General features: G+C 73.2%; 16 protein-coding genes and 1 pseudogene. 9 read left to right on the top strand and 8 right to left on the bottom strand.

The genetic code is table 11. The features are described 5' to 3' along the window. Positions 1-114 precede the first annotated feature (114 nt). Both ACIBPB_RS26340 and ACIBPB_RS26345 read right to left on the bottom strand, forming a co-directional pair. Entirely contained in the window at positions 115-714 is a 600-nt protein-coding gene (locus tag ACIBPB_RS26340; protein ID WP_396842136.1) for an RloB family protein, read from the bottom strand. Further along, positions 695-2,023, bottom strand: coding sequence for an ATP/GTP-binding protein (locus ACIBPB_RS26345; RefSeq protein ID WP_396842137.1), 1,329 nt, complete (start codon positions 2,021-2,023; stop codon positions 695-697). The genes ACIBPB_RS26340 and ACIBPB_RS26345 overlap by 20 nt, the downstream gene beginning before the upstream one ends. 161 nt (positions 2,024-2,184) lie before the next feature. On the opposite strand from ACIBPB_RS26345, the gene ACIBPB_RS26350 reads away from it, so the two are divergent. Next, complete coding sequence (locus ACIBPB_RS26350) at positions 2,185-2,523, top strand: metalloregulator ArsR/SmtB family transcription factor (protein ID WP_357317580.1); 339 nt, start codon at positions 2,185-2,187, stop codon at positions 2,521-2,523. A gap of 98 nt (positions 2,524-2,621) precedes the next feature. Beyond that, positions 2,622-4,292 (top strand): SulP family inorganic anion transporter, encoded by a 1,671-nt coding sequence (locus ACIBPB_RS26355; protein ID WP_396842173.1) that lies wholly within the window; start codon positions 2,622-2,624, stop codon positions 4,290-4,292. A gap of 94 nt (positions 4,293-4,386) precedes the next feature. Here the strand turns inward: ACIBPB_RS26355 and ACIBPB_RS26360 are convergent, their stop codons facing one another. The 4 genes and pseudogenes from ACIBPB_RS26360 to ilvD form a co-directional block, all read right to left on the bottom strand. Then, entirely contained in the window at positions 4,387-4,797 is a 411-nt protein-coding gene (locus ACIBPB_RS26360) for a TetR family transcriptional regulator (RefSeq protein ID WP_396842138.1), read from the bottom strand. Between the two features lie 6 nt (positions 4,798-4,803). Further along, positions 4,804-4,974 (bottom strand): annotated as a pseudogene (locus ACIBPB_RS26365) (helix-turn-helix domain-containing protein); the annotation flags it as partial. Between the two features lie 21 nt (positions 4,975-4,995). Further along, a complete protein-coding gene (locus tag ACIBPB_RS26370; RefSeq protein WP_396842139.1) occupies positions 4,996-5,706 on the bottom strand; it encodes a hypothetical protein in 711 nt (236 codons plus the stop codon). A gap of 95 nt (positions 5,707-5,801) precedes the next feature. Further along, a complete protein-coding gene (ilvD, locus tag ACIBPB_RS26375; RefSeq protein ID WP_396842140.1) occupies positions 5,802-7,649 on the bottom strand; it encodes a dihydroxy-acid dehydratase in 1,848 nt (615 codons plus the stop codon). A gap of 73 nt (positions 7,650-7,722) precedes the next feature. On the opposite strand from ilvD, the gene ACIBPB_RS26380 reads away from it, so the two are divergent. The 5 genes from ACIBPB_RS26380 (at position 7,723) to serA (ending at position 16,186) form a co-directional block, all read left to right on the top strand. Then, positions 7,723-10,203, top strand: coding sequence for a putative bifunctional diguanylate cyclase/phosphodiesterase (locus ACIBPB_RS26380; RefSeq protein WP_396842141.1), 2,481 nt, complete (start codon positions 7,723-7,725; stop codon positions 10,201-10,203). 180 nt (positions 10,204-10,383) lie between these two features. Then, entirely contained in the window at positions 10,384-12,306 is a 1,923-nt protein-coding gene (locus ACIBPB_RS26385; protein ID WP_396842142.1) for an acetolactate synthase large subunit, read from the top strand. Between the two features lie 61 nt (positions 12,307-12,367). After that, on the top strand, positions 12,368-12,883 hold the full coding sequence (gene ilvN / locus ACIBPB_RS26390) for an acetolactate synthase small subunit (RefSeq protein ID WP_357317608.1): 516 nt from the start codon (positions 12,368-12,370) through the stop codon (positions 12,881-12,883). A 58-nt stretch (positions 12,884-12,941) separates the two neighbouring features. Further along, a complete protein-coding gene (gene ilvC, locus ACIBPB_RS26395) occupies positions 12,942-13,955 on the top strand; it encodes a ketol-acid reductoisomerase (RefSeq protein ID WP_357317611.1) in 1,014 nt (337 codons plus the stop codon). A 632-nt stretch (positions 13,956-14,587) separates the two neighbouring features. Further along, positions 14,588-16,186, top strand: coding sequence for a phosphoglycerate dehydrogenase (serA, locus tag ACIBPB_RS26400; protein WP_396842143.1), 1,599 nt, complete (start codon positions 14,588-14,590; stop codon positions 16,184-16,186). Positions 16,187-16,279: 93 nt separating this feature from the next. On the opposite strand, the gene ACIBPB_RS26405 is transcribed toward serA, so the two are convergent. Beyond that, a complete protein-coding gene (locus tag ACIBPB_RS26405) occupies positions 16,280-16,636 on the bottom strand; it encodes a hypothetical protein (protein WP_357317618.1) in 357 nt (118 codons plus the stop codon). Between the two features lie 377 nt (positions 16,637-17,013). Beyond that, on the bottom strand, positions 17,014-17,886 hold the full coding sequence (locus ACIBPB_RS26410) for an FAD:protein FMN transferase (protein WP_396842144.1): 873 nt from the start codon (positions 17,884-17,886) through the stop codon (positions 17,014-17,016). A 221-nt stretch (positions 17,887-18,107) separates the two neighbouring features. Here ACIBPB_RS26410 and ACIBPB_RS26415 point away from each other — a divergent pair, with 221 nt between their 5' ends. Next, positions 18,108-19,139: a 3-isopropylmalate dehydrogenase gene (locus tag ACIBPB_RS26415; protein ID WP_357317624.1), complete on the top strand. Its 1,032-nt coding sequence runs from the start codon at positions 18,108-18,110 to the stop codon at positions 19,137-19,139. A gap of 201 nt (positions 19,140-19,340) precedes the next feature. Beyond that, positions 19,341-20,438: a branched-chain amino acid aminotransferase gene (locus tag ACIBPB_RS26420; RefSeq protein WP_396842145.1), complete on the top strand. Its 1,098-nt coding sequence runs from the start codon at positions 19,341-19,343 to the stop codon at positions 20,436-20,438. The last annotated feature ends 13 nt before the right edge of the window (positions 20,439-20,451 follow it).

Here is a 20,451-nt window from a genome sequence, read left to right on the forward strand (position 1 = left end):
GGAGCAGCCCGACACGCAGGACCCGGACAACCTCCGCGCGAACTGCGCCGCGTATCCGGGACGGCGGTGTTCTCATCCAGGGAGCACCGCCGTCCGAATCCTGTCGTCAGCGGCTCAGCGCAGCGTGTCGATGAGTTGCCAGACGGCAGTCGACGGGTTGCGATCGGGGGCGGGACCGAGCCGCTGTGCCCTGACGACCGCATTCTCGACCCCGTCGCGGAAGTCGTTGAAGTTGAGAGCGGTCTTGTCCCAGTTCTTCACCGCACGACGTAGCTTTTCGTGGACCTTGTCGGCGTTTTTGAGGTAGCCGGAACAGTCCACATGGTGGAGGAGCAGCCACACCTCGAAGCAGGGGTTCGACCAGACCAGCCGCACGCCGAGAGCGGCAGCCTCAGCCTCTGCCTGCGCGGCCTCGTAGTGGTCGACATCGCAGACCCCCCATGCCTCGTCGAAGTCGTCGCGCTGGCGGCGGCGGGCGGCACCCCTGGCCATGTCGATGGGCGATCCACGTTCCACCACGACGACGACCCGTGGCCGCACCCAGGGCTCCTGCTTGAGGGCAAGCAGATAGGACCGCTCGGTGGACTGGCCGTTGGTGGCCACCAGCACGGTACGCAGTTGGTCTCGGGTGCCGATCCTGCGGCGGAGATCCGTCTCGCGGCTGTAGTCGCGCGTGCCGCCCGAGTTCCTCCCCTTACGACCGGCCGGTTTCACCGCGCCCCCTGATCGCGAGAGCCTGCTCGAACAGGGGGGTTGAGAGGTCCGGAACAGCACCGTAGTTTCCGTTGAGGTAGCGCCGTTGCCGGTTCTCGCCCTCCTTCCGAGGCTTGAAGTCGGTGAGTGGATACAGCGAGGAGCAGCCCTGGTCGTCTTTCGCGGTGAACCAGATCTCGTCGCGGTGCAGGACCTCCTCCGCATCGACGGTGCCGAGCAGCGCCGCGTCATGACTGGTGAAGAGTAGTTGGCTACGCAGGGGGTTTGCGGTCGAGCTTCGGAACATACTGATCAACTTCGCGGTCAGGATCGGGTGCAGACTGGAGTCGATCTCGTCGATGAGCATCGTCCCGCCGGACTGGAGGATCGCTGTCGCCTGCAATCCGAGCGAGAGCAGTTGTCGCGTTCCGGTTGACTCGTCCTCGAAGTCGAAGAAGACGTCGCCGTCCGTCCCCCGGTGCGCGAATTGTGGCCGAGCACGGCGGGTCAGGGCGCGTTCCCCCGCTGCTCGGATTCTTCCCCGCATGCCTCCGGCGGCCTGCGTCGCCCGCAACTCCTCCAAGTCAGAATCGCCAGCGGGATCCGGCGGTATGCGCATGTCCACGATTCCGATGTCGGCTGCTCGCAGCAGGTCGACGATGACCGGCCGCATCGCTTCGAGTCGGGCGGGGTGAGCCCCTGCCCAGGCATCTGGTCCCAGATGCCTGGTGATCCGGTAGAACCACCGGTAGGTGTCGTGCAAGGGCTGTGGATCCGCCGGATCGGGCTGGGCGTGGCCGTGCCCGAACCGGGCTACGGTGCTGAGAAAGAGGGCCGTGGGCGCGGTTATGCGAGAGATCTGTTCCAGCTCCGGCTGCCTACCCGACTCTTCACCCCAGGTGAACGTGTCACCTTCGCGCTCGAAGACCCGGCGACGGCGTCCCACCGGATAGTGGTAGAGCCACTCGTCTAGAACCCGCTGGTCGTCGATGGTGAAGCCGTACGTGTGGCGGACCCCGGCGATCAGCAGGTCGACGACATATCGCGACGGTCCTTCGAGCGATTCCGCGGCCAACCGGAACGGCTCCCGCGCCAGTCCCAGTCCGGGCTCCACGGCGCGATCGGACTGCACCGCCATGCGACGCATGAATCCAAGGGCATCCAGGCAGTTCGACTTACCGGAGGCGTTTGCGCCGAAGATTCCGGCGACGAGGACGGCGCTGACCCCGCCTCCGCCCGGCTCGCCGCTGTCTCCGTAGACCGGAGTCAGGTTGAGTTGGTTCTCGTCGCGGAACGAACGATGGTTGGTGAAGCGGAAACTCAGCAGCATTGGCGCTCTGCTTCCTGATGACGGTGGTTCCGAGCTCATTCTTGCGGAAAAAGTGCAGGAAGTCACGGTTAGCCCTCAGTCAAGTCACACCGACGGCCCGCGCCCAAGTTGCAGATCTTTGCAAGTGCTAAAGTCTTCAAGGTCTCGGGGAGGGATGTTTCATGTCGGTACCGCTGTACCAGGCGAAGGCGGAGCTGTTCCGCACCCTCGGGCACCCGGTCCGGATCCGGGCGCTCGAACTGCTCCAGGACGGGCCGAAGCCGGTCCGCGACCTGCTGGCCGCCATCGACGTCGAGCCGTCCAACCTCTCCCAGCAGCTCGCCGTGCTGCGCCGGGCCGGCATGGTCACCTCCTACCGGGAGGGCCCGCTGGTCATGTACGCGCTCAGCACCCCCGACGTGGCCGACCTGCTCGCCGCCGGCCGGCGGATCCTCGGCGCGGTGCTCACCGACCGGGACGCGCTCCTGGACGAGCTGCGCGCGTCCGGGACGGACCGGTGAACACCACCGCCCCCGCCGGCCCGGCGACCCCGGCCGACAGCCACAGCCCCGACGGCGGCGTTCCCCGGCCGGGCCGCCGGGGCGGCGCCGGGGCCGGCCTGCGACAGGCCGGACGCCTGATCGGGGAGCGCGTCGGCGGCCTGCTGCCCGGCCAGGCCGACCTGCTGGCCGCACGCCGCTCGCCGCGACGGGACCTGCTCGCCGGTCTCACCGTCGCCGTGGTGGCGCTGCCCCTCGCCCTCGCCTTCGGCGTCACCTCCGGCCTCGGTGCCGAGGCCGGCCTGGTCACCGCCGTGGTCGCCGGCGCCGTCGCCGCGATCTTCGGCGGCTCCAACCTCCAGGTGTCCGGCCCCACCGGGGCGATGACCGTGGTGCTGGTACCGGTGGTGCAGCGCTTCGGGGCCGGCGGCGTGCTGATGGTCGGCGCGCTGGCGGGGCTGCTGCTGATCGGCCTCGCCCTGGCCCGCCTCGGCCGGTACGTCCGCTACCTGCCGGCCCCGGTGATCGAGGGCTTCACCGCCGGCATCGCCGTGGTGATCGCCCTGCAACAGGTGCCGGCGGCGCTCGGCGTGACCGGCGCGCGCGGCGAGAAGGTCTGGGCGGTGGCCGTCGACGCGGCCGCCCGGTTCGCCGCCCAGCCGCGGCCGGTGCCGGTCGCCGTGGCGCTCGGGGTGGCCGCGCTGATGCTGCTCGGCGCCCGGTGGCGACCCGGCGTGCCGTTCTCCCTGCTCGGGGTGGCCGCCGCCACGGTCCTCGCCGAGCTGGCCCCGGTCGACCTGGTCCGGATCGGCCACCTGCCGCAGGCCCTGCCCGCGCCGTCGCTGGCCTTCCTCGACCTCGGCGCGCTCGGCACGCTGCTGCCCAGCGCGGTCGCGGTCGCCGCGCTCGCCGCGCTGGAGAGCCTGCTCTCCGCGACCGTGGCCGACGGGATGACCGTCGGGCAGCGGCACGACCCGGACCGGGAACTCTTCGGCCAGGGCCTGGCGAACCTGGCGGCACCGCTCTTCGGCGGCATCCCGGCCACCGCCGCGATCGCCCGTACCGCCGTGAACGTCCGCGCCGGGGCCTCCTCGAAGCTCGCCGCGCTCACCCACGCCGTCGCGCTGGCCGCGATCGTGCTCGCCGCCGCGCCGCTGGTCGGCCGGATCCCGCTCGCCGCCCTGGCCGGGGTGCTGCTCGCCACCACCGTCCGGATGGTGGAGGCGGCCTCCCTCCGGGCGCTGCTGCGCGCCACCCGGGCCGACGCGCTGGTGCTGGTGCTCACCTTCGCGGTCACGGTGATGTGGGACCTGGTCACCGCGGTGGCGGTCGGGCTCGCCGTGGCGGTGGTGCTGGCGCTGCGCGCGGTGGCCCGCAGCGCGCGGCTGGAGCAGGTGCCGCTCGACCAGGGCGAGCACAGCGCCGAGGAGCACGCGCTGCTCGCCGAGCACATCGTCGCGTACCGGCTGGACGGGCCGCTCTTCTTCGCGGCGGCGCACACCTTCCTGCTGGAGTTGACCGAGGTCGCCGACGTGCGGGTGGTGATCCTGCGGATGTCCCGGGTGTCCACCGTCGACGCCACCGGCGCGCAGGTCCTCGGCGACGCCATCGACCGGCTGCGCGGCCGGGGGATCACCGTGCTGCTCTCCGGCATCACCCCCGGCCACGACCAGGTGCTCAGCACCCTCGGCGTCGCCGCCGAGCTGCGCCGCGACGGCCTGGTCTTCCCGGACACCCCGGCCGCCATCCGGTACGCCCGGGACGTCGTCCTCGCCGCGAGAGCGGCCTAGCTCCGCCACCCCGGGCGCCCGCTCCCCTCGTCGTCGGCCCCGAGCGGCACCGGCCGCGCACCTGAACCGCACCGGCCGGCGTGGGCCGGCGGCGTCAGCTCAGTGACGTCGTGGCCGCCCGCAGTTCGACCAGGGCGGCCAGGGCGTAGGGCGCCAGCTCGTCCCCGGTGTCCTCGCTCGCGGACCAGTCGGCGTAGCCGCGCTTGAACGCCAGCACGCCCAGTTCGCCGGCGAGGGCCGCGATCGGGTCGGGCACGCCCCAAGCGACCAGGGCGGCGGTCATCGCGGCCGCCAGGCTGACGCCTTTCAGGGCGTCCCGCTGCTGAAGCTCCTCGCTGGCGGCGATCGCCGCCTTCAGGCGGGCCGCGAGGTCGCGGTTCATCGAACCCATCGCGCTGGACGCCCGCTCGAGACCGGCCGCCACCGCGTCGAGCGGGCTGGCGCCGGCCGGCGCCGCGGCGATCCCCTCGGCCAGCAGGCGGCTCAGCGTCTCCTGGCCGGCCACCAGGACTTCCCGTTTGTCGGTGAAGTGCCGGAAGAAGGTGCTCTTCGTGACGCCGGCGCGCTCGACGATCTGCGCGACGGTCGTCGCGTCACGCGGTCTCGGGCGGGCCCCCGCGCAACGCGGACGCGTCGACGCGGTGAGTGGAACGCCATGGCTGTCAACCGGGGCCGGAGACAGCCATGCCGTTCCACCGAGCGGCTAGTTGGGCAGGGCGGCCAGGCCGGCCAGCAGCTCCCATCGCTCGGCCTCGGTGAGCGCCGCGTACGCCGGCTCGTCGCGGCGGTCGGTGTCCGCCTCGATCGCCGCGCGTTCCGGCCCGTCCGGCAGCGCGCGGATCTCCTCGGCGGTCAGCCCGGCGGCCCGCCACGCCGCCCGGTGCGCGTCGGCGCGGTGGTGGCGCAGCGAGCCGAGCCGGGTGATCAGCAGCACCGCCGGGGAGGCGCCCTCCGGCTCGTACGGCGGGGACATCGCCCGGAAGGCCGGCCCGCCGGTGGCCTGCGCGTGCGTCAGCACCCGGCCGACCAGGTCGGCGAGGCGAGGCACGATGCTCAGGCCGGGCAGCATCCCGGGCAGCCTGCCCCACAGTTCCTCGGCGGCCTCCCCGCTGGCCCGCTGCGCGAACAGCGCCAGCTCGCGGCCCAGGTCGGTGAGGTGCCACGCGCCCTCGGCGTCCCGCACGACGATGCCCCGCTCCAGCTCCTCGTCCATGCTGCCCGAGGTGTAGATCAGGCCGTCGGCGAGCGCCTCGGCGGGCATCGGCCGGGCCAGCACGCCGGAGAAGAAGCTGTTCTCGGCGCCGAGGGCGCAGCCGCGCTCGGCGTAGAACGCCTCCATCCGGGCCCGGGCCGCCAAGCGGGCGCCCACGTAGACCCGGTCGATGACCGGTCGGATCAGTCGCGCGTAACTCACCGTCGTCTCCACGACGGCGGACCCTACCGGGAACGGCGTGGGAAGGGGGGCCCTGGCCAGCCCGCCGGCGGCCTCGGGCCCCCCTTCCGTTCCGCTTACTCCGGCACGCGCCGGTAGGCGCCGTCGCTGGCCGAGGTGGCCATCGAGGCGTACGCCCGCAGCGCCGCCGACACCGGGCGCTGCCGGTCGACCGGGGTGTACGGGCGATCCCGCTTCTCCTCGGCCACCCGGCGCGCCTCCAACTCGTCGGCGGGCACGTTCAGCTCGATCGACCGGCCCGGGATGTCGATGACGATCTCGTCGCCCTCGCGCACCAGCGCGATCAGCCCGCCGGAGGCCGCCTCCGGGGAGACGTGCCCGATGGACAGCCCGGAGGTGCCGCCGGAGAACCGGCCGTCGGTGAGCAGCGCGCAGGAACGGCCCAGCCCACGGCCCTTGAGGAACGAGGTCGGGTAGAGCATCTCCTGCATGCCGGGGCCGCCCTTCGGGCCCTCGTACCGGATCACCACCACGTCCCCGGCGACGATCTCCTTGGCGAGGATCGCGGTCACCGCGTCGTCCTGCGACTCGTAGACCTTGGCCGGGCCGCGGAACGTCAGGCACTCCTCGGGCACGCCGGCGGTCTTCACCACGCAGCCGGCCGGTGCCAGGTTGCCGTGCAGGATGGCCAGCCCGCCGTCCGCGCTGTACGCGTGCTCGCGGTCCCGGATGCAGCCGCCGGCCGCGTCGGTGTCCAGCGACGACCAGCGGTTGGCGGTGGAGAACGGCTCGGTGGTGCGCACCCCGCCCGGGGCGGCGTGGAACAGCTCGACCGCCGCCGGGGTGGCCGAGCCGCCCCGCACGTCCCAGTCGGCCAGCCAGCGGTCGAGGCTGGGGGAGTGCACCGCGCGCACGTCGCGGTGCAGCAGCCCGGCGCGGTCCAGCTCGCCGAGGATGGCCGGGATGCCGCCGGCCCGGTGCACGTCCTCCATGTGGTACTGCGGCGAGTTCGGCGCGACCTTGGCCAGGCAGGGCACCCGGCGGGAGATCTGGTCGATGTCCGCCACCGAGAAGTCCAGCTCCGCCTCGCGGGCGGCGGCGAGCAGGTGCAGCACCGTGTTGGTCGAGCCGCCCATGGCCACGTCGAGGGCGACCGCGTTCTCGAACGCCGCCCGGCCGGCGATCGCGCGGGGCAGCACCGAGGCGTCGTCCTTCTCGTACCAGCGCTTGGCGATCTCGACGACGGTGCGGCCGGCCTCGACGAAGAGCGACCGGCGCGCGGCGTGGGTGGCGAGCGTCGACCCGTTGCCGGGCAGCGCCAGGCCGATCGCCTCGGTCAGGCAGTTCATCGAGTTGGCGGTGAACATGCCCGAGCAGGAGCCGCAGGTCGGGCATGCCGAGCGCTCGATCTCGCCGAGCTGGTCCTCGGTGACCGCCTCGTTCGAGGAGGCGATCATCGCGTCGATCAGGTCGATCTTGGAATGGACGACGCCCTCGATCGCCACCGTCTTGCCGGCCTCCATCGGGCCGCCGGAGACGAAGACGGTCGGGATGTTGAGCCGCAGCGCGGCCAGCAGCATGCCCGGGGTGATCTTGTCGCAGTTGGAGATGCAGACCAGGGCGTCCGCGCAGTGCGCGTTGACCATGTACTCCACCGCGTCGGCGATCAACTCCCGGCTGGGCAGCGAGTAGAGCATGCCGCCGTGGCCCATCGCGATGCCGTCGTCGACCGCGATGGTGTTGAACTCCCGGCCCACCCCGCCGGCCTCCGCGACCGCGTCGGCGACCAGGCCGCCGAGGTCCTTGAGGTGTACGTGACCGGGGACGAACTGGGTGAAACTGTTGGCGATGGCGACGATCGGCTTGCCGAAGTCGTCGTCGGTCATCCCGGTGGCCCGCCACAGGGCCCGGGCGCCGGCCATCGTCCGACCGTGGGTGGAGGTCCTCGACCGCAGCTCAGGCATGGCTACCAGTCTTGCACCGCCCGGCGTGCCCACCCAGCGGCGCGGGGTCCGTGTCCCAACAGTTGCGCACCCGATGCCCCACGGGGTGCGCCCATCCGGCACAGTTGAGGTCGTGCATCCCTCCCCGGGTCTGGTCGCCGTCGCGGCGCTGAGCGGGCTGGCCGCCGCCGGCGCCGTCGCGCTGCTGGCCGGGTCGGCCCACCGCCGGGTGGGGCCGCACCGGCAGGCCCACCTGCTGCTCGCCGTGGCCGCCGGGACGGCGCTGCTCAGCCTGCTCGTCGGGGTCACCGTCGTCCTGCTCGCCGTGCCGCACTGGGCGCACGAGCAGGGGCACCGCACGCACTGGGCGACCATGGTCTCGATCGGCAGCGCGGTCAGCGCGCTGGCCCTGGGCGCCGCCCTGCTGCGCCTGCCCGGCGCGGCGGCCACCCGGGCGGCCACCGCCCGGCTGCTGCTCGACGGCGTGATCATGGGCAGCGCGCTCTGGTTCGTCGGCTGGGTGCTGTTCAGCGCGCCGACCCGGCTGCTCGGCGCGGCCACCCCGATGGCCTGCCGGCCGATCGTGCTGGCCACGGTGAGCGCGGCGATCACCGCCGGGCTGACCCTGATCATGGTGCTGCGGGCCGCCCCGCCCGGCGGCCGGCTGCTGCTGCTCGGCGCCGGGGTGACCGGGGTGAGCGTCGGCGGCCTGGGCGTCAGCGCCGGGCTCTGCCAGGGCGGGCCGGACATGGCGCTGACCGGCGCCGTGGTGCTGGCCGGGGGTCTGCTGGCCGTCGCGCTGGCGGTGCACCGGGTGGACCTGCCGGGGCAGTTCGACGTCGACCTGATCCGCCGCGACGGCGAGTACGCCTTCGTGCCGATGTTCGCGATGGCCGCCTCGGCGATGTACCACCTGGCCCAGGGCGGCCGGTTCGACGCCTTCGGCATCATCGCCGGCAGCGTCGAGGGCTTCGCCCTGGTCGCCCGGCAGTACCTCGCCCTCAACGACGTCCGCGGCTACGCCGGCCGGCTGGTCGAGCGGGAGGCCCACTTCCGCGAGTTGGCGCACACCGACCCGCTCACCGGGCTGGCCAACCGGCGCGGGCTGCTGCGGGCGCTGCACCGCTGCGCCGAGGCGGGCGTGCCCTGCGTGCTGCTCGGGCTGGACCTGGACGGCTTCAAGAACGTCAACGACATGCGCGGGCACGACGTCGGCGACGCGGTGCTGGCCGAGGTGGGCCGGCGGCTGCGCGGCAACCTGCGCCCCGGTGACCTGGCCGCCCGGCTCGGCGGGGACGAGTTCGCGGTGCTCATGCACGGCGTCGACGACCCCGGCCCGGTCGCCGAACGGCTGCTCGGGGTGCTCGGCCGCCCGTACCAGGAGGGCGACGGGCCGATCTTCCTGTCGGTCAGCATCGGGGTGGCCGGCACCTGCGGGGAGACCGAGGTCGAGCTGCTGCTGCGCAACGCCGACCTGGCGCTGCGCTACGCCAAGCAGCGCGGCAAGAACCGGATCGAGCGCTACGACGCCGCGTACGACCAGCTGCTGCGCCGGCGCACCAGGCTCGAGCACGAGCTGCGCGGCGCGATCGAGCGCGACGAGCTGCGGCTGGCCTTCCAGCCGGTGGCCTCGCTGCCGTCGGTGCGCCCGGTGGGCGCGGAGGCGCTGCTCCGCTGGCACCACCCGGAGCTGGGCAACGTCCGCCCGGACGAGTTCATCCCGCTCGCCGAGGAGTGCGGGATGATCTCCAAGCTGGGCGCCTGGGTGCTGCACCAGGCCTGCTACCAGCTCTCCCGCTGGCTCGCCGACGGCCACGACGTCTGGGTGTCGGTGAACGTCTCCCCGCGCGAGCTGCACGCGCCCGAGTACGTCGTCCAGGTCGCCGACGCGCTGCGCGCGCACCACGTGCCGCCGCAGCGGCTGGTGCTGGAGGTCACCGAGCACGCCGTCGCCACCGACCTGGACGAGCTGATCCGGCGGCTCAGCGCGCTGCGGCTGACCGGGGTACGGATCGCGCTGGACGACTTCGGCGCGGGCTACTCCTCGCTCGGCCAGCTGCGCCGGCTGCCGATCGACATTCTCAAGATCGACCACGGTCTGGTGGCCGAGCACGAGCCGGTCCGGCCGGTCGGCCGGGACGGCCCGGCGTTCGCCCCGATGGTGGACATCGTGATGCGGCTCGGGCACCACTTCGGGCTGGAGGTGATCGCCGAGGGCGTCACCAACCCCACCGAACTGGCCGCGGTGGTCGCCGCCGGCTGCCGGTTCGGGCAGGGCGCCCTCTTCGGGTGGGGCGTGCCGGCCGAACACCTGGAGGCGATGCTGGAGGCGGCCACCTCGCCCGGCGCCCGGCCCGCCACGCTGCCGCCGGCCCCGCCGCCCCCGCCGGTCCGCCCCGGGCCGTCTCCGCTGCTGCCCCGGCTCCGGTCGAATCCCCCCGCGCCGCGTCCCCCGATCGAGGGATCAGCCCAGGTGGCGAGGGGTGGTGAGAGCGTGCCGGGAGCCGACACGCCCACGTCCGTGAACCAAAATGTGGGATCAGTTGACTCATCGCGTGAGATGCGTCAGGCTTAGCCACATGTCGTCGATCCGGTCGCTGCGAGTACTTACCTGAGCGCACTCTCCCTGACCGAGAGTGCGCTGGCCCCGTGCATCCTGCACGAGGGCTTTTTTGTTGCCGTCAGACCATCGCCGGGACGCCCGCGTCCCTCCTGAGAAGCGCATCACCCACTCCAGCCGAAGGCCTGAACCGCCATGACGAGACCCACGCCAGAGACCCTCGCCCACTCCGTCCGGCGAGCCCGCCCGGCCACCGAGCCGGCCGGTGACCCCGAGCACGCCCCCGCCCCCCGCCCCGGCGCCACGCCGGCCGCCCCGGCCGTACCGCCCCGGGGCACGGACGCCCGCACCGCGACCGAACGGCAGTCCACGCCGGCACAGGTCTCCGGCGCCGGCTCGCTGGTCCGCTCGCTCGAGGCCCTCGGTGTCGACGTCGTCTTCGGCATTCCCGGCGGGGCGATCCTGCCGGCGTACGACCCGCTCTACGACTCCACCGTCCGGCACATCCTGGTCCGCCACGAGCAGGGCGCCGGGCACGCCGCCACCGGCTACGCCCAGGCGACCGGCAAGGTCGGCGTCTGCATGGCCACCTCCGGGCCGGGCGCCACCAACCTGGTCACCCCGATCGCCGACGCGTACATGGACTCGGTGCCGCTGGTGGCGATCACCGGCCAGGTGGCCCGCCCGTCGATCGGCACGGACGCCTTCCAGGAGGCGGACATCCAGGGCATCACCCTGCCGATCACCAAGCACAACTTCCTGGTGCAGACCGCCGAGGAGATCCCGCAGGTGCTCGCCGAGGCGTTCCACCTGGCGGCCACCGGCCGGCCCGGCCCGGTCCTGGTGGACATCCCCAAGGACGTGCTCCAGGCGCCGACCACCTTCTCCTGGCCGCCCACCCTGGACCTGCCCGGCTACCGGCCGACCCTGCACCCGCACGGCAAGCAGATCCGGGAGGCGGCCCGGCTGATGAGCACGGCCCGCCGCCCGGTGCTCTACGTCGGCGGCGGCGTGCTCAAGGCCGGCGCCACCGACGGGCTGCGCAAGCTCGCCGAGCTGACCGGCATCCCGGTGGTGACCACCCTGATGGCGCTCGGCGCGTTCCCCGACTCGCACCGCCAGCACCTGGGCATGCCCGGCATGCACGGCACCGTCGCCGCCGTCTACGGCCTGCAGAAGGCCGACCTGATCGTGGCCCTGGGCGCCCGCTTCGACGACCGGGTCACCGGCAGGCTCGACTCGTTCGCCCCGGACGCCGCGGTCGTGCACGCCGACATCGACCCCGCCGAGATCGGGAAGAACCGGCACGCCGACGTGCCGATCGTCGGCGACGCCCGGCACGTGATCGAGGAGCTGATCGCCGCCGTCACGGCCGAGCGCTCGGCCCGGCCGGCGGCCGACCTCGGCGACTGGTGGCACCAGCTCGACGACCTGCGCCAGCGGTACCCGCTCGGGTACGAGGAGCCGGCCGACGGCACCCTCTCCCCGCAGTACGTGATCAAGCGGCTGGGCGAGATCGCCGGCCCGGACACCATCTACGTGGCGGGCGTCGGCCAGCACCAGATGTGGGCCAGCCAGTTCATCTCGTACGAGAAGCCGTACACCTGGTTGAACTCCGGTGGCCTCGGCACCATGGGCTACGCCGTCCCGGCGGCGATGGGCGCCAAGGTCGGCAAGCCGGAGACCACGGTCTGGGCGGTGGACGGCGACGGCTGCTTCCAGATGACCAACCAGGAGCTGGCCACCTGCGCCCTGGAGGGCATCCCGATCAAGGTCGCCGTGATCAACAATGGCAACCTGGGGATGGTCCGGCAGTGGCAGACCCTGTTCTACGGGGAGCGCTACTCCAACACCGAGCTGGGCACCCACAAGCACCGCATCCCGGACTTCGTGAAGCTCGCCGAGGCGCTCGGCTGCGTCGGGCTGCGCTGCGAGAACGCCGCCGACGTCGACAAGACCATCGAGGCGGCCATGGCGATCAACGACGCGCCCGTGGTCATCGACTTCGTGGTCGGCAAGGACGCGATGGTCTGGCCGATGGTGGCCGCCGGCACCAGCAACGACGAGATCATGTTCGCCCGGGGCGTCCGCCCCGCGTTCGACGAGGACGAGCTCTAGTCATGACCGAATGCACCGAGCGCAGCGAGGGCCGTGAGGGCATGACGAGGAAGGCACAGCCATGACGATGCACACGCTGTCCGTGCTGGTGGAGAACAAGCCGGGTGTCCTGGCCCGGGTCTCCGGGCTGTTCTCCCGGCGCGGGTTCAACATCGACAGCCTCGCCGTGGGCGAGACCGAGAACCCGGACGTCTCCCGGATCACCATCGTGGTCAACGCCGAGTCGTCCCCCTTGGAGCAGGTCACCAAGCAGCTCAACAAGCTGGTCAACGTACTCAAGATCGTGGAGCTGGACCCGCAGGTCTCGGTGGCCCGGGAGCTGCTGCTGGTCAAGGTTCGGGCCGACCGCAGCGCCCGGGGCCAGGTGCTCGAGACGGTCGCCCTGTTCCGCGCCCGGGTGGTCGACGTCGCGCCGGACACGCTGACCATCGAGGCCACCGGCACCCCCGACAAGCTCGACGCGCTGCTGCGTGACCTGGAGCCGTTCGGCATCAAGGAGATGGTCCAGTCCGGCACGGTGGCGATCGGCCGCGGTTCCCGCTCGATCACCGCCGGCCCGGCGCTGCGCGCCGCCTGATTCGCACCCACCAGATTTTCGACGGGCCGACGGGCACCGCCGTAGGAAAGGGAAGTCAATGAGCGTTGAGGTGTTCTACGACGACGACGCCGACCTGGGCCTGATCCAGGGCCGCAAGGTCGCCGTGATCGGCTACGGCAGCCAGGGCCACGCGCACGCGTTGTCGCTGCGCGACTCCGGCGTCGACGTGGTGATCGGCCTGCCCGCCGGCTCGAAGAGCCGGCCGAAGGCCGAGGAGCAGGGCCTGCGGGTGCTGACGCCGGCCGAGGCGGCCGCCGAGGCCGACGTGATCATGATCCTGGCGCCGGACACCGCCCAGCGGGGCCTCTACGCCGAGGCGATCGCCCCCAACCTCGCCCCCGGCAAGGCGATCTTCTTCGGCCACGGCTTCAACATCCGGTACGGGCTGATCAAGCCGCCGGCCGAGGTGGACGTGGCGATGGTCGCCCCGAAGGGCCCCGGTCACCTGGTCCGCCGCCAGTACGTCGACGGCAAGGGTGTGCCCTGCCTGGTCGCCGTCGAGCAGGACGCCAGCGGCAACGCGTTCGGCCTGGCTCTGGCGTACGCGAAGGCGATCGGCGGCACCCGGGCCGGGGCGATCCGGACCACCTTCACCGAGGAGACCGAGACCGACCTCTTCGGCGAGCAGGCGGTGCTCTGCGGCGGCGCGGCCGCGCTGGTGCAGACCGGCTTCGAGGTGCTCACCGAGGCCGGTTACGCCCCCGAGGTGGCCTACTTCGAGTGCCTGCACGAGCTGAAGCTCATCGTCGACCTCATGTACGAGGGCGGCATCGCCCGGATGCGCTACAGCATCTCCGACACCGCCGAGTACGGCGACCTCTCCCGCGGCCCCCGCGTCATCGACGCCCGGGTCAAGGAGGAGATGCGCAAGATCCTCGGTGAGATCCAGTCCGGCGAGTTCGCCCGCGAGTGGGTCGCCGAGGACGAGGCCGGCCGGCCGAACTTCGCCAAGTGGCGGGCCGAGGGCGCCGCGCACCCGATCGAGGAGACCGGGCAGAAGCTGCGGGCCATGATGAGCTGGGTCGACCGGCCCATCACCGAGACCGCCTGACCAGCCTTCCCCGCACGGGGGCCCCCGCGGCCCGCGACCCGACGCTCTCCCCGGCGTCAGATCGCGGGCCGCGGTCATCTCCCCACCCGCCCCGTCCCCGGTGGCCCCGCCCCCACCGACCCGACGTGACGGGCCCCGGTCCGCTCTGCGCGCGAGACGCTGGCACCCGATTGCGGCAGGTCGGGCCTTCCCTCGCGGCGGAGGCCCCGACTTTCCGCATTCCGTGGGTCTGCCCGTCGTGGGCTGGCCCCGGCGTGGGCTGGCCCGGCGTGGGTCGGCCCGGCGTGGGCTGGGCCGGCGTGAGTCGGCCCGGCGTGGGCTGGGCCGGCGTGCGCGGCGGCCTGTCCTGGGGTGCGTGCGCCCTCGACGGGGCGGGGGTGGGTCCGCCTGGTGGGAGGGGGTGACGGACGCCTCGGGCGGGCTGACGTGCGTGAACGGCGGATGTCGAGCGTGCGAAGGCGCTGTGTGAGGGCGCTCACCCCGAGGTACGGGACACGGCCGGCGAGCCGCCCCCTACGATCCCTACTAGGTGCGTCAGCCGGCACCTGACGGCCATGGCACAGATCGGCGCAGGGCGCAGCGCGGCGTCCCGCCGCCCCAGGCCGACCGAAACCGAGCGTCTACGAGGACCGATGAATCCTGTCGTACTGATCGCCGAAGAACTCGCTCCTGCCGCCATCGAGGTGCTCGCGCACGACTTCGACGTGCGGCACGTCGACGGCACCGACCGCCCGGCCCTGCTCTCCGCGCTCTCCGAGGCCGACGCGGTGATCGTACGCAGCGCCACCCAGATCGACGCCGAGGCCATCGCCGCGGCGCCGCGGCTCAAGGTGGTCGCCCGGGCCGGTGTGGGCCTGGACAACGTCGAGGTGCCGGCCGCCACGGCCCGCGGTGTCATGGTCGTCAACGCGCCCACCTCGAACATCGTTTCGGCGGCCGAGCAGGCGGTCGCGCTGCTGCTGGCCGTGGCCCGCAACACCGCCAGCGCCAGCGCCGCGCTCAAGGCGGGGGAGTGGAAGCGGTCCAAGTACACGGGCGTGGAGTTGCAGGGCAAGACGGTCGGCGTGGTCGGTCTCGGTCGCATCGGTGTGCTCTTCGCCCAGCGGATCGCGGCGTTCGGCACCCGGCTGATCGCGTACGACCCCTACATCCAGCCGGCTCGGGCCGCCCAGCTCGGCGTCCGCCTGGTGGGGCTGGAGGAGCTGCTGCGGGAGAGCGACTTCATCTCGATCCACCTGCCGAAGACGCCGGAGACGGTGGGCCTGATCGGCGAGAAGGAGCTGGCGATCGTCAAGCCCGGCGTCCGGATCGTCAACGCCGCCCGGGGTGGCCTGGTCGACGAGCAGGCCCTCGCGGACGCGATCGCCGAGGGCCGGGTCGCCGGCGCCGGCGTCGACGTGTACGCCAAGGAGCCCTGCACCTCCTCGCCGCTGTTCGCCTTCGACAACGTGGTGGCCACCCCGCACCTGGGCGCCTCCACCCACGAGGCGCAGGACAAGGCGGGCCTGGCCGTGGCGAAGAGCGTCAAGCTGGCGTTGCAGGGCGAGTTCGTCCCGGACGCGGTGAACGTGCAGGCCGGTGGCGTGGTCGCCGAGGACGTGCGGCCGTTGCTGCCGCTGGCCGAGAAGCTCGGCCGGGCCTTCACCGCGGTGGCCGGCGGGATCGCCGCCAGCGTCAACGTCGAGGTGCGCGGCGAGGTCGTCGCCCACGACGTCTCGGTGCTCAAGCTCGCGGCCACCAAGGGGCTGTTCAGCTCGGTGGTGGAGGAGCAGGTCACCTACGTCAACGCCCCGCACCTGGCCGCCGAGCGTGGCGTCGAGGTCACGCTGGCCACCCAGGCCGAGACGGTCGACCACCCCAACCTGGTGACCGTACGCGGCGCGCTGCCGGACGGCCGGACGGTCAGCGTCTCCGGCACGGTGACCCACACCGGCAGCCGGGACGTCATCAAGCTGACCGAGGTGGACGGCTTCGACGTGGAGATCGGCGCCGAGGGCATCCTGGTCTTCCTGCGCTACGCGGACCGGCCGGGCGTGGTCGGCACGGTCGGCACCCTGCTCGGCGCGGCCGGCGTGAACATCGCCGCCATGCAGGTCGCCCGCCGGGAGGCCGGTGGCGAGACGCTGATGACCCTCACCGTCGACCAGGCGCTCGGCGCGGATCTGCTCAGCTCGGCCGCCGACTCGATCGGCGCGGTCGCGGCCAGCGCCGCCGACCTGCGCGACGAGTAGGCGCGGCCAGCGCCGACCTGCGCGACGAGTGGTCGCGGGCAGCACGGATCGGGGGCCCGGCCGGACGGCCGGGCCCCTCGTCGTCCGCGCTGCTCAGCTGCGGACGCGGGCCGGCGGCGGGTACACCGAGCCGTCCTGGACGTCGAAGAGCATCAGGTCGTGCTCGCCGGCCAGCCGCTCGATGTCGAGCAGCACCTGGTCCTCGCAGGTGGGGAAGAGGCTCATGGCCACGTGGTCGGCGGCCGCGTGCAGCGGGGCGACCTCCCACGGGGTGCCGGGGCCGGCCGGCCGGTCCGGGTACGCCGCGGTGATCGCCCGGTAGAAGCCGACCACCCTGGGATCGGGGTGGTGGTCGACGTGCCGCCCCTCGCGGCACCGCCGCACCGCTGCCCGTACGTCGTCGGGCGTGGCCCCGGACGGCAGGGCCCACACGCTCAGATCGAAACTCACGGCGGACAGCGTGCCATCCCGCTCCGCCGCCGTCACCCCTGCCCCGCCCCGGGTCGACCGGGCATTGACCGGCCCGGGTGCGGGGACGGTCCGCTGTGGAGACTCTTGCGTCGAGTTGCGTCGATTCGCTAGCGTACCGGTGCGGTCACTGGCTGAGTCGAAACTCCGGCCCGTCTTCGGGTGACGCGGTCGCAGTCCCGGCCCACCGGCCCGCACCCCTCGATTGCGCGAGCCACGCGCACTCGTCGCTGACCGGCCCCCACGGTCGTTGCCGAGACCGTGGGGGCCGATCGCGGGCGGCGCCCCGGGAAGCCTTGCCGGTGCGGTGGAAAGCCCGAAACGCCCGCGGGCGCAGGGGGAGTGTCCAGAGGCGACGGTCAGCGCCGGCGGTGCGCGAAGAGCGCCCGGTAGTCCGAGCCGTTGCGGAACCAGGCCAGCCCTGCCGGCCCGGCCGCGTACAGGGCGGTGGCGTAGGCGTCGGCCACCGCGAGGTCCGGTCCGACCACGGTGGCGGCGACGAGTTGGTCGGCCGGTTCGCCGGTGTGCGGGTCCACCACATGTCCCCGGCGCCCGCTCACTCCGGAGGTGCCCACCGCGCCGGCCGTCATCTCCAGCACCAGCGGGGCGCGCCGCGAGTCCGTCGGGTGGTGCAGGGCGACCCGCCACGGTCCGCCGTGCGCGGCGTGCCCGCGTACGGTCAGGTCGGCGCCGCTGAGCACGGCGTAGTCGTGCACGCCGGCGGCGCGCAGCCGGTCCGCCGCCCGCTCCACCGCCCAGCCGCCGAGCAGGCCGCCCGGGTCGAAGCCGCCGGGCACCGCCCAGGCGTCGAACCATCCGTCGGTCGCCGCCCGCATGGCGGCGCAGCGGTCCACCAGGTCGGCCAGCGGGGGGTACGACTCGGGGCTGATCTCGCCGCGCCGCAGCATCGAGACCAGGCTGTCGGGGCGGTTCGGCCCGTACGTCAGGTCGATGGCCCGCAGTTCGGCGACCGCGTCACGCAGTGCCGCCCCGACGACCCGGCGGCCGAGCCAGTCGGGGGCGTTGAGCAGCAGGGTGTACTCGGCGGTGGAGGTCCGCACGGTGTGCTGGACGCTGATCCGGTCGGCGGCGTCGGGGCCGGCCCGGTCGAGCCGGTGGGTTCGGGTGCCGAGGCGCAGGTCGGGGCGGCGGCTGTGGAAGGCCGACTGGTCGACCCACCGGGTTCGGGGCTGCTCGTCGGCCCAGCGGGCCCGCCGCGCGTCGATCCGCATCGCTCCGCTCCCTCGCTGGCGGCGCCGCAGCGCCGCGGCGAAGCCGGTCCCGGGCCGTGGTCGACCCGCTGCCCTGACCCTAGGGTGCGGAGATGATCGCCGCATGAATGCCGCCTGGGAGCATGCTGTGTATCGCGACGTCCCGAATGTTGGAAGGCGCGTACCGGGAGCCGGGACGGCGACGTACCGTTGCGCAGAACGACGAGGTGAGGGAGCGCCAGGTGGCACGGATCGCGGTGGTGGCCGGGGACGGCATCGGGCCCGAGGTGGTCGGGCAGGCCCGCAAGGTCATCGACGCGGTGCTCCCCGGGGTGGCGGCCACCGAGTACGACCTCGGCGCGGCCCGCTACCACCGCACCGGCGAGGTGCTGCCCGACTCGGTCCTCGAGGAGTTGGCCGGGCACGACGCCATCCTGCTCGGCGCGGTCGGCGACCCGACCGTGCCGCCGGGGGTGCTGGAGCGTGGTCTGCTGCTCAAGCTCCGGTTCGCCTTCGACCAGTACGTCAACCTCCGCCCGTCCCGGCTCTGGCCGGGGGTCGCCGGCCCGCTGGCCGCCGTGAAGCCGGGCGAGGTCGACCTGGTCGTGGTCCGCGAGGGCACCGAGGGCCTGTACGCGGGCGCCGGCGGTTCGCTGCACCGGGACACCCCGGCCGAGGTGGCCACCGAGGAGAGCCTGAACACCCGGCACGGCGTGGAGCGGGTGATCCGGGACGCCTTCGCCCGGGCCCGCCGCCGGGAGCGGCGCAAGGTCACCCTGGTGCACAAGACCAACGTGCTGACCCACGCCGGCTCGCTCTGGGCCCGGGCGTTCGAGGCGGTGGCGGCCGAGCATCCCGACGTGACGACGGAATACCAGCACGTCGACGCCGCCGCCATGTTCCTGGTGACCAACCCGCAGCGGTACGACGTCGTGGTCACCGACAACCTGTTCGGCGACATCCTCACCGACATCGCGGCCGCGGTGACCGGGGGCATCGGGCTGGCCGCCAGCGGCTGCATCAACCCCGAGGGGCGCTACCCGTCGATGTTCGAGCCGGTGCACGGTTCCGCGCCGGACATCGCGGGCCGGGGCGTCGCCGATCCGGTCGCCGCGGTGCTCTCCGCCGCGCTGCTGCTCGACCAGCTCGGCCACGCCGACGCCGCCGGGCGGGTCACCGCCGCGGTCGCCACCGAGCTGGCCGGTCGTACGCCGGGCACGTCGCTGCGCACCGAGGAGGTCGGCGACCGCCTCGCCGGGTACGCCGTAGCCTGACCGGGCCGTCACTCGGCCCGGTTCCGGGCCGCCAGACCCGTGCCGGGCTGAATCCGCCCGGTCGTCGCAGCCCCAGCCACCCGGTTCTTCGATGTGTCGGGCCGGTGCTATCCGCTGAACGACCGTTCGGGGTAAGTTTCTGGCACCAGTGACGTCGGCGTGCGATCCCGCATGCCGTGGACCCGCAGGGAGGTCAGCGCGATGAGCGGTGGTGACATGCTCGATTTCGAGATCCGTCCGAATCCCGCGCCGGTATCCGCCGCCGACCGGGCCGCCCTGCTGGCGAACCCGGGCTTCGGCCGGGTGTTCACCGACCACATGGTGACCATCCGCTACGCCGAGGGCAAGGGCTGGTACGACGCCCGGGTGGAGGCCCGCGCCCCGATCCCGATGGACCCGGCCGCCGCCGTCCTGCACTACGCGCAGGAGATCTTCGAGGGGCTGAAGGCGTACCGGACCGCGGACGGATCGGTGACCATGTTCCGTCCGGAGGCCAACGCGGCCCGCTTCGTCGCCTCGGCGCACCGCCTGGCCATGCCGGAGCTGCCCCCGGCGACGTTCGTCGAGTCGCTGCGCCGGCTCGTGGAGATCGACCAGGACTGGATCCCGGAGCACGAGGACGCCAGCCTCTACCTGCGGCCGTTCATGTTCGCCAGTGAGGTCTTCCTCGGCGTCCGCCCGGCCAACGAGTACCTCTACTGCGTGATCGCCTCGCCGGCCGGCGCGTATTTCGCCGGTGGCGTGAAGCCGGTGACGGTCTGGGTCTCCCCGGACTACACGCGGGCGGCGCCCGGCGGCACGGGCGCGGCCAAGTGCGGCGGCAACTACGCGACCTCGCTGGCCGCGCAGGCCGAGGCGATCGAGGCCGGCTGCGACCAGGTGGTCTTCCTGGACGCCGTCGAGCGGCGCTTCGTCGACGAGCTGGGCGGCATGAACGTCTTCTTCGTCTACGACGACAACACCCTGGTCACCCCGCCGCTGAGCGGCACCATCCTGCCCGGCATCACCCGCGACGCGATCCTCACCCTGGCCGCCGAGGCGGGGCACCGGGTGGAGGAGCGGCCGGTGAGCTTCGCCGACTGGCAGGCCGACGCCGCCAGCGGCCGGCTCCGCGAGGTCTTCGCCTGCGGCACCGCCGCGGTGATCACGCCGATCGGCGGCGTGCGCTTCCCGGACGGCGAGTTCCTGATCGGTGGCGGCGAGTCGGGTCGGTCCACCATGGCCCTGCGGCAGCAGCTGGTGGACATCCAGCGCGGCCGTGCCGAGGACCGGCACGGCTGGGTGCGGCAGGTGCTCTGAGTTCCCGTCGACG

The sequence above is a fragment of the Micromonospora sp. NPDC049836 genome (assembly GCF_044465125.1).
Taxonomy (GTDB): domain Bacteria; phylum Actinomycetota; class Actinomycetes; order Mycobacteriales; family Micromonosporaceae; genus Micromonospora.

What these genes read in the sequence shown, in the direction of transcription:
- ACIBPB_RS26345 (WP_396842137.1), bottom strand. Translation starts at nt 2,023, where the DNA reads ATGCTGCTGAGTTTCCGCTTCACCAACCATCGTTCGTTCCGCGACGAG.
- ACIBPB_RS26350 (WP_357317580.1), top strand. Translation starts at nt 2,185, where the DNA reads ATGTCGGTACCGCTGTACCAGGCGAAGGCGGAGCTGTTCCGCACCCTC.
- ilvD (WP_396842140.1), bottom strand. Translation starts at nt 7,649, where the DNA reads ATGCCTGAGCTGCGGTCGAGGACCTCCACCCACGGTCGGACGATGGCC.
- ACIBPB_RS26380 (WP_396842141.1), top strand. Translation starts at nt 7,723, where the DNA reads ATGCCCCACGGGGTGCGCCCATCCGGCACAGTTGAGGTCGTGCATCCC.
- ACIBPB_RS26385 (WP_396842142.1), top strand. Translation starts at nt 10,384, where the DNA reads ATGACGAGACCCACGCCAGAGACCCTCGCCCACTCCGTCCGGCGAGCC.
- ilvN (WP_357317608.1), top strand. Translation starts at nt 12,368, where the DNA reads ATGACGATGCACACGCTGTCCGTGCTGGTGGAGAACAAGCCGGGTGTC.
- ilvC (WP_357317611.1), top strand. Translation starts at nt 12,942, where the DNA reads ATGAGCGTTGAGGTGTTCTACGACGACGACGCCGACCTGGGCCTGATC.
- serA (WP_396842143.1), top strand. Translation starts at nt 14,588, where the DNA reads ATGAATCCTGTCGTACTGATCGCCGAAGAACTCGCTCCTGCCGCCATC.
- ACIBPB_RS26410 (WP_396842144.1), bottom strand. Translation starts at nt 17,886, where the DNA reads ATGCGGATCGACGCGCGGCGGGCCCGCTGGGCCGACGAGCAGCCCCGA.
- ACIBPB_RS26420 (WP_396842145.1), top strand. Translation starts at nt 19,341, where the DNA reads ATGAGCGGTGGTGACATGCTCGATTTCGAGATCCGTCCGAATCCCGCG.